Below are 13,118 nucleotides of genomic sequence, written 5' to 3' on the forward strand. Positions count from 1 at the left end.
TTTATTTAAATTGCAGTGATGATAACGACACAGACTGCTGGTGAGTGACCATGCCTTTGACGTCTTTTAAACCAAACTGGATAGTGGGATCAGACTTAGCCCAGTCTATGTCGATGAAACCATAATTGACGGTTGAAATAGGCTCACCCACGCGGTGTTTGTTCGGGCTCACGTCTTTCCATTCTTGTGTAAGACCCGAGCTTGTTACTTCCCAAAACGGGTAGCTGTTGTTGACATAATACTTAGAAAGCTCGCCCCAGTGAGTGTCTCCACTAATCATGACGACCCCCCCAATTTTATGTTTCGCGATGAAATCAAACAGGCGTTTTCGGTCATTGGGGAAATTGGCCCAACTCTCCCATCCTGTAAATTCTGGGATCAGTTGTAAACTGGATGCGATGATTTTTACTTTGGCTGGTTTTAGCAGTTCTTGCTCAAGCCATTGCCACTGCGCTTCTCCGAGCATGGATGTTTGCGCGTCTGCTTCTCGATAAGGTCCTTTGTTATTAAAGAAACTTTGCAGCCAATAACCCCATTCGCCAATGGAATTAAGCGCAGGGCGATTCCAGCGCAGATCTGGCATGATCACTTGTACCGTTTGTTCATTTTCACCATACAAATAAGATGTATATATGCCACTGTCACGTGTTCTACGTTCACTATCTTGTGGCTCATTCCAAAAATCCAGCATGATCGCTCTGGACGTTTCCTTGAACGGATACTCGCGGCCTGCGTCATTCTCACCGAAATCATGGTCATCCCAAATGGCAATCGTTGGCACGTTAGTCGAGAGTTCTTGAAAGCCTTTTTTGGCGGCTAAGCGACGATATTTATCGCGTAATTCATCCATGTTTTCTGTGTCGCCATACACGTTATCGCCCAGAAAGATAAACAAATCGGCGTTATCCTTATTGATGGCGTCAAATATTGGCATAGGTTTGTCTTGATGGCTGCATGAACCAAACAAAATATGATCGAGCGTTTTTGCTTGGCCAACTTGTGTCAGCAATAATGCACTAAGTGCTAATAGGAATTTTTTCATTTTGCCACAATCTCATTAATTGGTTTGCCAATGGTGTTATCAAACGTTTGATAATCCTCGCCAAGCAACGTCAACACCGTCGCCGCGATTTGGTTTTGTTTAATTTCAGTTTGCGTTTTCATTACGCCAAGTGGCTTGATTTGAGGTCCAATGGCGGCCATCCAAATTTCGTTTGCGCCCACAATTCCTTCAGGAAAGGTATCTAAATTTTTCATGTAACCGAGCACGGCTTGCTTTGAGGCGTGGTGTTGCCAGTCTTCAAGGCGTTGACCACGGCCATGATCGGTAACCACAATCATGACCGTGTTATTGCGATAGCCGGGGGTCGTTTGGATGGTTTGCCATAGTTGAGCAAGGTAGGCATCAGTACGTTTTGCAGCACGTAAATAACGATCATAATGACCTTCATGCGCAAAATCGTCTGTTTCGCCGTACGAAATGACTAAGGTTTTTGGCTGAATGTGAGTGAGATAATCAAGCGCAAACAGATGGGTAAAACTGTCTTGACGAACTTCTTGCCAAGGACTTGGTGTAATAGCCTGCAACGTATTCAAAATAGCCATTTTCTCAGACTGAGGTTGAATGTCGTAACGGTCACCATTTGCATTGACGTATAAACCTGAACGAGATTCGTTGTAAATGAAGGGAAAGGCATCCCAACTTCCAAATGCTGCGAGTTTCTGTTCGTAGCGTGGTTTTTGATTCAGCCATTCTAAAAAGGTGATATTGGGATTGTTTTTCAACGCATTACTATCAATTTTAGGGTCGGCTTTACCGGTTAAAATTTCATTGTAGCCAGGGTACGAAAAATACCAATTGTTCGACACGGACATACGCGAGTCAGTATCGCGATCGCCAATTAACACGCCTTGTTTTGAGACGGTTTGCCAAAGGAAGGGCATCAATTTTTCACGCCGCTCGGATGGTTTTTCAGCCCAGAATTCGGTTTTTAACTGTTCAGGATGTTTAACGGATTCTTTATGGGATAGCAAGGTTTCATCAGCGCCACGAAAGACTTCTTGCCAGCGAAGGCCATCAATCGTCACCAAAACCACGTTTGGAGCAGCACTACAAAGGGTAGAAAAACCAGTTAATAAAAGGGCACAAAGCGTTCTCATCGTTATTCCTCTTACTCGTTTATGAAAAAAGTCCGACTCAGGGAAGTCAGACTCTTAATGTGGGCAGAAGGGGCATCCATTGCCCCAAACTTTCTGGTTAGAAGCGAGCTTGGAAATTGATAGCTGCTGTGCGAGGAGCGCCAATCCAGCCACCCCAGCCACCGGCAACGCCACCCATGTAGCTCTTGTCGAACAGGTTGTTTACGGTGAAACGAATGCTTGCACCGTCAAATGCGCCACCTAAGTCTTTTAGGTCAACACCGACGTACAAGTCGCTTACGGCATAACCATCGATGCGGATAGTGTTTTGTGGGTCCATCCAACGGTCACCTAGCCATTTTGTTGAAATACCAGCCGAATATTGCTCTGACTGCCAGTCAAGTGAAAGCACACCCATTTTCTCAACAGAGCCAAATACCGTGTTACCTGCGGCGTAGCCGATAGTACCGGTTGAGTATTCTGAATCGTTGCTGGTGTATGAGGCATAGATAGAGAACTCATTCGTTGGGTAGTACGTTACCGCCGTTTCAACACCAGACGATTTAATACCACCTGTGTTGACGTAGCTCCCGTTTGTTCCAACAAGATAATCGTTGCCAGTTTGTGAGCCTGGCGCGATGAACGTTAAACGGTTTTCGAAATCGATGCTGTACACGGTAACACTTGCGCTTACCGCTGCGTTGTTAAAGCGAACACCAAAGTCTTTGTTTTCAGCCGTTTCTGGCTCAACGTTGCTAAGTGCGGATGAGTCTGCTTCAAGCACTTGGTCTTTAATTGCGGCGAAGTTTTCGGCATAACCGGCAAATACTTCTAAGCCTTCAACTGGCGTGAACCACACCGCACCTGCTGAGAACAATAAGTCAGAATCTGAGTTAACTGATTTTGACGCATTGTTGTAATGGTCTTTGCTTTCTAGGTCAACGAAGTATTGCTTCACGCCAGCACGGAGTGTTAACGACTCCATCTCATAAGAATCTTCAAGGTAAGCCATCATCGTTTCTACAGGGTATGTACGGTCGTATTGTACCCAGTATGGTGTATGGTCAAATTCGTAGCTGCTCTTAGAATCAAGAATCTTATGCCAATCACGGTGCTCTGAACGCTCGTAATCTTCGTACCAGAAACCCGCACGAACGACGTTTGTGTCTTCGCCGATTTTCTTTTCCCATGTTAAATCCGCATTGATCCCGTAGCGGTCTTTTTCATAGTGTGTATGACGGTAAGAACCCACTGGGATTGCGCCATTTTCGTAACAAGCAGGGTCGTATTCTGCACCTGCACCGCCGTAAGGGAAGGTGATAGCGCTTTGGCAACCCGCATTTGGTGCAAGCGCTTTACCGTCGGCATCCACGAAGAAAATTTTGCCAAGTGAGCTGCCGCCATGAACCGTATTACCTGAAATCAGTTCGCTGTTTCCATTCGTACCATCGTTTGTAACGTCTACTAAGTACGGTGGTACCCAGTCGCCACGGCCTTCGTTATTGTGGAAGTAAGCATTCGCTTTTAACTCTACTTCACCGATCATGGTGTTGACTTCAACATAACCAAACAGGTTTTCACGAAGCGTAGACCAACCTTGACGGTACACTTGATCGACGTACGGAATGCCAGTCCATTCGCCTAAAAGACCATCTGACTCTGGGTTTTTCTTGAAATCAGCTAAAGACACACGTTGGTAGTTGTCTTCATGCACGTCGTCGTAAGATAGGTAAGCGGTTACTTCAAAGTTGCTGTCCATACCGTTAACGAATTTTGCAGCAAAGTGGTCACGTTTGTTTTCTGCGGTGCCTGTGATCCAGTCGCTGTTGGTCGAGTTCGAGTAGCTAACCCAGCCATAGGTATCTTTAAACAGTTCACCCGTTTCAATGCGCATGTAATATTTCTGCGCGTCAAAGTTACCTAATGAAAGGCTGGTAATAATCGCCTTGTCTGTACCTGGATTAATAGTTGTAAAGTTGAGAGTACCACCAAGTGCTTCATTAGAACGAGAGCCGATATCCGCAGTACCTTGTGATACTTCAACTGTTTCTAAGTTTTCAGTATCAATGTAACGATTCGCTTTCGCACCGCCGCCGTAGTTTGAGTTACCATTCGCGATACCATCAATCGTGATACCTACTTGCTGTTCATCTAAGCTCAATTGGAAGCCACGAATCGACACCGTCGTTGACCAATCGTCGGAACCAAATGTGTCACCTTCGTTTACCAAAACACCAGGAAGGTTATCAATAACGGCAAGTGCACTGGTCATTGAAGATTGTTGCTTGAACATTTCTTCAGACGTTGCGTTGTTTGCATAAGACACGCTTTTGCCAACGGCAACGACTTCTTCGATTTCTTTGTCCGTCGCTTTTGTTGCTGTTTCTTCAGCAAATGCGTGCGTTGTAAAGGTCGCCGCAATGGCTAAAGCAAGTAAATTAGGTTTAGAGAGCGCAGAGAGAGTACGTGTTTTCATTTTATCCTCGTAACGAATTGGTACATACCAAAGTAGAAAGCGGGACAAATACTAATCACGTCTTATTACAGAGAGTTTACAGAAATATGTATAATTTAATTTTTTGGTACATACCAAAAATTTTATTTTTTGGGCTGGAGTTGTTGCTCTAATCTTTTTGTGCTTACATATCATGTCGATGATTTACGATGAAAAGTTAGAAGAGTAATGACCACCCCAAACTATGCCTATGCTCAAGTTCGAGAAGCGATAACACAAAAAATTGTGGAGCAAACCATGTCAGGGAGTTTACCTGCTGAGCGTGAGTTGTGTGCCGAATTTAATGTTGCAAGGTCTACGCTTCGGCAGGCTCTTGGTCAGCTTGAAAATATGGGGCTAATTTATCGAAAGAATCGTAGTGGGTGGTACGTGTGCCCACGTAAACTTAAATATGACCCCATGCAGCACGTTTCTTTTTTGCATTACACAACCGCACAAGGTTTTCAGCCTTCAACAGAATTGATTGAGCAGAGAAAACAAAAGCCAACAAAAGAAATTGGTACGGCACTCGAACTGGATGGGCGACAAAGCATCACCAGTATTTTACGTGTTCGCTCTGTCGATGGCCGTGCGGTTGTGGTTGAAGATCTTAATTTCTCAAACAAATTATTACCTGACATCGATAAACATGATCTGTCGCTGTCCATTACCTTATTATTAAAAAACCATTATCACCATCATGACGTATTCTATGATATCAGCGTCGAGTCCTGTTGTTTGTTTAACCCAATTGCGCAGCACCTTGATACTTACGATGGTGCTTTAGGCTTGAAAGTAACGCGTATTGTACGCGATAAAGACGGAGTGCCTTTTGAGTACGATCGTGAATTTTGGCGACACGATGCGCTTATGATTGAGAACAAAACCAAACTCAACTTTTAATGCCTGTGGTGGCGACTTAGTATGGCGTTACTTTGGAGCCTGTGTAATTATGGTCAGTCTTTTAGTTTGCTCTGTTAATTGTTTTGATAGCCGAATGAGCTAGGCTAAACCGCGTTAGCGGGGCTGTTATTTACGTTACACCTCTTTTTTCGTGTCCAACGTATGCCCGACTGACGAGTGCGACGTGTCCCTTATTCAGTTTGTAAAACAACTGCAATACTCTTTTATTACACTTTTGATGATGTAGAGATGACGTACTGGTCCATACCAAATCCGTCTAAATGCTTATTTCATCGAAGTGATGTGCATGAATTTTCAACTCCAATCTTATCTCAGCCGAAATAGTGTGTTGTTTTGTATTTATACGATTATTGCAGCATGCAGTACGTACGCGTTTATGTATGGTTTTCGTAAGCCCATTGCGGTTGGTTTATTTCAAGAAGCGTCTCTCTTTGGGTTGTCATTAAAAGCCCTGTACCTTGCGTCGCAAATATTAGGTTATGCGCTATCCAAATTTATCGGCATTAAGATTATTTCCGAATTAGAAAGTCACGGCCGTGAAAAAGCGATTCTCTTCTTAGTAACGATTGCGTGGCTTGCGTTATTAGGATTTGCACTCATCCCCGCACCTTGGAATAGTGTCTTTATGCTCATTAACGGTCTCCCGTTAGGTATGGTTTGGGGAATTGTTTTTAGCTATTTAGAAGGGCGTAGAGTGACGGAAGTCCTCGCGGCCGGCTTATGCACCAGTTTTATCGTGGCATCGGGATTGGTGAAAAGTGTGGGCAGCTATTTGATGTTAGACTGGTCTGTATCGGAATATTGGATGCCATTTGCCACCGCAACCGTGTTTTTTCCTTTGCTCGGATTATCGGTTTGGATGTTAAGCCAAGTACCGCCACCGAATCCACAAGATATCGCTCATAGGAAAAAGCGTGAGCCCATGACCAAATCAGACCGCAAAGCGCTGCTGCGTGCTCTAGGCTTTGGTTTGACCTTGCTGATTATTGGCTACATTTTACTGACTATTCTACGTGATTTGAGAGACAGCTTCATGGCGGACATTTGGCTCGAAACCGGATTGTCTGGCACACCGGCGCTCTTTACGTACACGGAAATTCCGATTGCGCTTGTCGTGCTTGCACTCGTGGCGTTACTTAAGCTTATTCGGAACAATCATGTGGCGATGGTTTTAAACCATGCTCTGATATTCGTCGGTTTTTTACTTTGTTTTTGTACGTCCTTGGCTTACGCCAATCAAATGCTTGAGCCCATTACTTGGATGGTTCTAAATGGCATTGGGCTTTATTTGGCCTATGTGCCGTTTACCTCCAGTCTTTTTGAACGCTTAATTGCAACATTCAATCGACCTGCAAATGTCGGCTTTCTCACGTATCTTGCTGACTCATTCGGTTATTTGGGTACGGTTGGTGTCATGCTGTATCAAAGCCTTTCAACTTCTGAAGTGAATTGGAACTCTTTCTTGACACAACTTAGCATCGTAACAGGGCTAGTTGGGGGAGTTCTGACGGTTGGTTCGCTCTTGTTTTTCATCAAAAAAGAGCGTGAAGAGCGTTCGAATTCGCCTTCCTTAGTGCTTTCTGGTGTAATTAATTAAGCACAAAACGGTAACTTGATTGTTTCATTTTTGTGGTTATAGTCTTTGTTCGCTCCTATAGGAATTCGAGCGTTTTGCAGTCGCTTGTTAGGTCACTCAAACACGTATTGGCTCGCCAAATTGAGGCGGTCAAACAAGGAAGCCCATTATGACAAAGCAAATCGATTTACAAACCTCTACCACTATTTTCAATACCCTAACGTCCTCGCTTGGCGATTTTGCCAAGCAAACTGTCTTTGAAGAAAACCTGCCGATTGAAGCATGGAATTTTGACTTTGCTGCAGGAAAAGGGAAACTGTCTGGTGACCTGTCTATTGAGTTATTCAACTCAAAAGATGACACAGACAGTGACGCTATTATCGGTGTTAAACCCAGCAAGGTTGATATGACGAGTCTTTCGCCTGCCATTGAATTTGATGGTAACGCTTGTTGGATGAAATATAAGGTGAAAACAACGTTAAAAGGGTCCGCTCAACATTCGATAAATGACTTAGCGATTGGCGCCAATGCTAATGTCACCTCCTATGTATCAGCCTATAAAAAGCACGAAGCGAATAAGTTCCTTGGACAAACGATTGTTAGCGACCTTCAAGTGATGCCGTTTGTCTTTGATCAAAGTGATCTAGATAACTTGTCTCACGCGGAAGCGATGGTTTTCGATACAGTCGGCACACTAAAGGCAGAAGCGACGTTTAGTTGGGGGGATATATTTGCACAGCGAATGAGCCTGTTCAGCCAATGGCTAGGTGAAGGGGAGGTGATCAACCTAAAACTAGACGCTTCACTCAAAGCACAAATGCAGGTGGTGATCGAAGGCGGTTTTAAAGTGGTGTTTTCCAAAGATGCGACTACGCCGGCCAACCTGCGTGTTGGTATCAAACGCTCAAGTAATCGTGGGGGTGGTGTGGCTGTCAGTGCCGGTATTACGGCGCAATTACAGGAAACGCCACAATTCAATACTCTTGTGGATGAGACGTTAGAGGCCATTTTTAAACAGCCGCAGGCTGTGGTGGATGCAATTGCAAATTATGTCTCGTTAGAGACGTTAGAGGATGGCGACAAACAAGTTGTTGAAGCGTTGATTGCTCGATTTGGGATTGATGATGAACTTGAGCAACTTCAGAAATTGCAAGCCAAAGTCAAAGCAATTAAAGAGAGTGTTGCCTCAGAACTTAAAAAGGCGGCGAGTGAAAAAGCCGAACTCAGTTTCGCGTATGAATATGCTCGTTTGTCAGCGAGCAAGTCGATATTAGAGGTTGTAGTGAAACCGGCAAAGTTTGCGCAAGTACATCAACTCGCTATTTCTGGACGTATTTTAGAGATTACGGCGCTGTCGCAACTCAGTGACGACATCGACATTGAGAATTTCTTTTGGCAAAAAAGCACCACGATTGAACAGTCTTGGGGTTTTAACCTTGGTTTTGCAAAATGGAAAGCGTCGAGTAAAGACTTCGATAAAATTCAATACATAGAAAACCGGGATACTTCGGGACTCGTGCAATTATCAACGGTCGCAAAACGTGGATACCAAGATAAGGTCGGTGGAAATAAACGCAATTTCTATATCGAATTTGACGCAGTCATGCCGGACTATGAGGCACTTCAAGCGATCACGGTCAATTCGTTTGACTTAAGCTTGAACCTTACTCATACACTGGAGGAAGGAACGATTGATTCAAGCGATATCGAAAACATCGTAGATGACCTTATCATCTGGGACCTTGCCAGTCTTGAACAAATAAGCGAATTGAAGCAGGACCTTGAAACGAATCTAATGCACGCCAGCGACATTAAGTTTATCAAATCACTTCATGTTAAACCGAGTGGGTTAAGAAAACTTTTGCCATTGGTGACTTCTTTGCCTACAGCGATAATTGCTAAATCGTTGGCTGCAGCGCTTCCTTTGCATAGTGGCTTGAAAGAAGTTAGGTCAACTGGTGTGCGCACTTTCTTTTATACCCCTATTTTTGAAGCGATCTTGCAAGGCGATTTAAAAACTACCGATGGAATAGGGGACAGCACCTGTAAACTGCTCAAAAAATACGGCTATTCAGCCGCAGGGAATAAAGAAAAGGATTGGAGAAAAAAGGAAGCCATTCTCTTATTGCGCACGTTTGCCATACGCATCCGAGTATCCGAATTGATGTTCAGCATGTGATTGAAGGTTTTGCGTTACTTAATCAAGCGGTCGCATTAAACGGCAAAAAAGAAGTCTTAACAAAAGCTTACCGCCTTTTTGATGATATGGGCGAGCAAGGTTTCTATGTGCGCTTTTTTGGTCATTTGTTGCTGAATACCGCGAAACAGGACGAGCGTGTTTATAACCTCATTGAACGCAGTTTAAAAGTTGAGTATGCCCAAGACGGTGTGCCAAAAGAATTGGTGTTGTTTAAAAGATAACAACGGCTGTTCTGGCCTCGGTGTGATCAACGAGGCCACTCTATTCCAGCAGGCGTTTTCTGCTCTTATCGAACAAACCTTCCTTTTACATAATGGGTTCAAGCGGCGCGAATATCGATTGTCAAAATAAAGAATTCGAAATAGTCCAAGACTAATGCCTCAAAAAACAGGATAATTGCTACTATTGAGAACATCTAACCAGCATGCCTTCGACATCAAGTTTGATGGTAACGATTTCTTGCTGGCCTAAACTGACCAAGTCGGGACACATTCCATGGAAATTAAAGTTAATTTTCTTGATAACTTGCGCTTAGAAGCCAAGTTTGATGATTTTACGGTTATAGCTGACCAACCAATTCGTTACAAAGGCGATGGCTCTGCGCCAGGTCCATTCGATTATTTTCTAGCGTCTTCAGCGCTGTGTGCGGCGTACTTCGTAAAAGTATATTGTAATGCGCGTGAGATCCCGACTGATGGGATCCGTCTGTCGCAAAACAACATCGTTGATCCTGAAAACCGCTACAACCAAATCTTTAAGATCCAAGTTGAATTACCTGAGAGTATTTCGGAAAAAGACCGTGAAGGAATTGTGCGTTCAATCGACCGTTGTACGGTTAAGCGTGTTGTGCAAAATGGGCCAGAATTCCAAATCGAAGTCGTCGAAAACTTAGATGTAGATGCACAAGCAATGCTCATGGTGCATCCGGATGATGACGCGAATACGTTTATTTTAGGTAAAGATTTGCCACTTGAACAAACGATTGCCAACATGACTTCCATCCTTGAAGACTTAGGCATGAAAATCGAGATTTCATCTTGGCGTAACATTGTGCCAAACGTTTGGTCTTTGCACATTCGAGATGCCGCGTCTCCAATGTGTTTTACAAACGGGAAAGGGGCGACTAAAGAAAGTGCGTTGTGTTCGGCTCTGGGTGAATTTATTGAACGTTTGAATTGTAACTTCTTCTACAATGATCAGTTCTTTGGCGAAGAAATTGCCAATGCCGACTTCGTGCATTATCCAAATGAGCAGTGGTTCAAACTGGGTGAAGAAGACGAATTGCCAGAAGGCATTTTGGATGAATACTGTCTAGAAATATACAACCCAGACGGCGAGCTTTGTGGTTCACATTTGATTGATACGAATTCGGGCAATGTTGAGCGTGGAATTTGTGCTTTGCCGTTTAAACGTCACTCAGATGGAGAAACGGTATACTTCCCATCAAACTTAATTGAAAACTTGTTCTTAAGTAATGGCATGAGCGCGGGCAACAATCTGTTTGAAGCGAAGGTACAGTGTCTTTCTGAAATCTTTGAACGCGCGGTTAAACGCCAAATTATCGAACAAGAAATTGTGTTGCCGGACGTCCCGCAAGACGTTCTTGCGAAGTTTCCAAAAGTTGTTGCAGGTATCAAGGGACTTGAAGAGCAGGGCTTCCCGGTAGTCGTTAAGGATGCATCACTTGGTGGTCAATTCCCAGTGATGTGCGTGACACTCATGAACCCGAAAACAGGCGGCGTGTTTGCCTCATTTGGTGCACACCCAAGTCTTGAAGTAGCACTTGAGCGCAGTCTAACCGAACTGTTGCAGGGTCGCAGTTTTGAGGGCTTAAATGATGTACCGAAGCCAACCTTCAATAGTATGGCAGTTCAAGAGCCAGAAAACTTTGTTGAACACTTTATCGATTCAACTGGTGTGATCTCATGGCGTTTCTTTAGCGCAAAGAAAGATTATGACTTCGTAGAATGGGATTTCTCAGGAAGTAATGAAGAAGAGTGCGAGCGTTTGTTTGCTATCCTCGAATCGATGGGGAAAGAGGCGTACATTGCTGAATTTACGGACTTAGGCTGTGCATGTCGTATTCTTGTACCGGACTATTCAGAAGTCTATCCAGTTGAAGATCTTGTTTGGGACAACACCAATAAAGCATTGGCGTATCGCGAAGATATTTTAAACCTGCATTCATTAGACGAAGAACAACTCGTTGCGCTTGTGGAGCGCTTAGAAGAAAGTCAGCTCGACAATTACATCGACATCATCACGCTTATTGGTATTGAGTTCGATGAAAATACCGTGTGGGGCCAACTGACCATTATTGAACTTAAGATTCTGATTTATCTTGCACTAGGCGAAATTGAAGAAGCGCATGAATTAGTTGAAGCGTATTTGCAGTTCAACAGTAATACAGTAGCGCGTAACTTGTTCTATCAAGCAATGCATGCCACGTTAGAAATCGCGTTGGATGAAGAAGAACTCGAAATGGAAGACTACATTCACAACTTCACGCGCATGTTCGGTAAGGAAGTAATGGATGCGGTTATCGGTTCTATCAATGGTGACGTACGATTCTACGGTCTGACGCCAACGAGTATGAAATTAGAGGGATTAGACCGCCATTTACGTCTAATCGAAAGCTATCAAAAACTTCACAAAGCACGCGCAGCAATTGCCGCGAAAAAATCGTAACTCGTGAACAAGGGGAAAGCCAAGGTGTATGTCTTGGCTTTCTTATCTGTACTCGCTCATCTCAGAAGATACAGTTTAAATGAACACAGTTTATGTGAATAGATTTAGGCTTTATCTGACAGACGCTATGCGAAAAGCGGACGATAGCTCAGGGTAGTTCCTGGACATAAACGTTTTAGGGCGATGGCTGTATTCGGCGAATTCCGCATAAAAATTTCTATGGGTTAACGCCCTGTTAAGGTGTGAGCGGCGCTTGGCTATACTTGAGCGAAGCGAAAATGCCAAGCGTTGCGAATCACTCTTAAATGCTTTGTTAACTTACATTTTTCATTGACGCATTGAAATTAATAAATACAATTGTAAACCATTGAATGAAAATTGAATGCGTGATGAAATACTTACTTTACATTTTCCCTACCATTGCAACAATTAAGTTATGTGATTGGCTTTACCTAAGCATTGTTAACGATTATAAACTAATCTATACGTTGACAATTGCGGCTCTTTTGCCACCTGTATTGTTGTCTTTTCGAAAAATACCACAAATTATTCACTTAAAGAACAAAACAGTAAAAGATAGTTACGTTGTATTATTTGATAAAACGAACCACAAAATAAAGACGCAAATCAATAGGTACATGAAGTTCTATGATATTTTGACTACAAGAATCATTATATTTTTTAGCACCAATGTATTCAAAAAGTATAATATTGAAAAATCAAAAATCGAACCGAAAATAATCTATGCAAAAGTATATAACTGTATTAGTGTAATGAATTGGGTATCGAGTACTATAGCCATTTTGATTTTGATGTTTTTAAATTTCGAACTCGAACTAGTTGGTAACTCAGATTTAGCTAATTTCTGGGCTCAAGAGAAGCTAGAAGCCTTCGTTGGAGGCTTATTAGGGTTCATAATTTACGTATTTCTTATTTTCCTAATGCTCACAGTTTACAATCCTCTTTCAGATTTTAATCAGGCAGATAAACCTTCGTAAGTTAACATTTTATTCGTGCGCATGCGCGCTTACCTCGTTGGACCAGTGAAAACGCGCACAGTTAACTATCTGTATGTAAAGAACTTATCAGCATTCTGC

The 13,118-nt window shown here is 43.2% G+C and carries 8 protein-coding genes; 5 read left to right on the forward strand and 3 right to left on the reverse strand.

Annotated features, from left to right (window positions below; all coding sequences use genetic code 11):
* Position 1: 1 nt before the first annotated feature.
* The 3 genes from NI389_RS15730 to NI389_RS15740 form a co-directional block, all read right to left on the reverse strand.
* Positions 2-1,042, reverse strand: a complete 1,041-nt coding sequence (locus tag NI389_RS15730) for an alkaline phosphatase D family protein (RefSeq protein ID WP_308360764.1) — start codon at positions 1,040-1,042, stop codon at positions 2-4.
* The gene (locus NI389_RS15735) at positions 1,039-2,160 is read right to left on the reverse strand and encodes an alkaline phosphatase family protein (RefSeq protein WP_308360766.1); all 1,122 of its coding nucleotides are present in this window, start codon (positions 2,158-2,160) and stop codon (positions 1,039-1,041) included. The genes NI389_RS15730 and NI389_RS15735 overlap by 4 nt, the downstream gene beginning before the upstream one ends.
* A gap of 97 nt (positions 2,161-2,257) precedes the next feature.
* Positions 2,258-4,615, reverse strand: coding sequence for a TonB-dependent receptor (locus NI389_RS15740; protein WP_308360767.1), 2,358 nt, complete (start codon positions 4,613-4,615; stop codon positions 2,258-2,260).
* Positions 4,616-4,822: 207 nt separating this feature from the next.
* On the opposite strand from NI389_RS15740, the gene NI389_RS15745 reads away from it, so the two are divergent.
* The 5 genes from NI389_RS15745 to NI389_RS15765 all read left to right on the forward strand — a co-directional run bounded on the left by NI389_RS15745 (position 4,823) and on the right by NI389_RS15765 (position 12,021).
* Positions 4,823-5,536, forward strand: coding sequence for a GntR family transcriptional regulator (locus tag NI389_RS15745; protein WP_308360769.1), 714 nt, complete (start codon positions 4,823-4,825; stop codon positions 5,534-5,536).
* Positions 5,537-5,843: 307 nt separating this feature from the next.
* A complete protein-coding gene (locus NI389_RS15750) occupies positions 5,844-7,154 on the forward strand; it encodes a DUF5690 family protein (protein ID WP_308360770.1) in 1,311 nt (436 codons plus the stop codon).
* 148 nt (positions 7,155-7,302) lie between these two features.
* The gene (locus tag NI389_RS15755; RefSeq protein WP_308360771.1) at positions 7,303-9,312 is read left to right on the forward strand and encodes a hypothetical protein; all 2,010 of its coding nucleotides are present in this window, start codon (positions 7,303-7,305) and stop codon (positions 9,310-9,312) included.
* Positions 9,309-9,554, forward strand: coding sequence for a hypothetical protein (locus NI389_RS15760; protein ID WP_308360773.1), 246 nt, complete (start codon positions 9,309-9,311; stop codon positions 9,552-9,554). The genes NI389_RS15755 and NI389_RS15760 overlap by 4 nt, the downstream gene beginning before the upstream one ends.
* Before the next feature lie 274 nt (positions 9,555-9,828).
* On the forward strand, positions 9,829-12,021 hold the full coding sequence (locus NI389_RS15765) for an OsmC domain/YcaO domain-containing protein (protein WP_308360775.1): 2,193 nt from the start codon (positions 9,829-9,831) through the stop codon (positions 12,019-12,021).
* Positions 12,022-13,118 lie beyond the last annotated feature (1,097 nt).

The sequence above is a fragment of the Pseudoalteromonas xiamenensis genome (assembly GCF_030994125.1).
Lineage (GTDB): Bacteria > Pseudomonadota > Gammaproteobacteria > Enterobacterales > Alteromonadaceae > Pseudoalteromonas > Pseudoalteromonas xiamenensis_B.

Excerpts from the sequence above, each read along its gene's own strand:
- NI389_RS15730 (WP_308360764.1), bottom strand. The coding sequence starts at position 1,042 with ATGAAAAAATTCCTATTAGCACTTAGTGCATTATTGCTGACACAAGTT.
- NI389_RS15735 (WP_308360766.1), bottom strand. The coding sequence starts at position 2,160 with ATGAGAACGCTTTGTGCCCTTTTATTAACTGGTTTTTCTACCCTTTGT.
- NI389_RS15740 (WP_308360767.1), bottom strand. The coding sequence starts at position 4,615 with ATGAAAACACGTACTCTCTCTGCGCTCTCTAAACCTAATTTACTTGCT.
- NI389_RS15745 (WP_308360769.1), top strand. The coding sequence starts at position 4,823 with ATGACCACCCCAAACTATGCCTATGCTCAAGTTCGAGAAGCGATAACA.
- NI389_RS15750 (WP_308360770.1), top strand. The coding sequence starts at position 5,844 with ATGAATTTTCAACTCCAATCTTATCTCAGCCGAAATAGTGTGTTGTTT.
- NI389_RS15755 (WP_308360771.1), top strand. The coding sequence starts at position 7,303 with ATGACAAAGCAAATCGATTTACAAACCTCTACCACTATTTTCAATACC.
- NI389_RS15765 (WP_308360775.1), top strand. The coding sequence starts at position 9,829 with ATGGAAATTAAAGTTAATTTTCTTGATAACTTGCGCTTAGAAGCCAAG.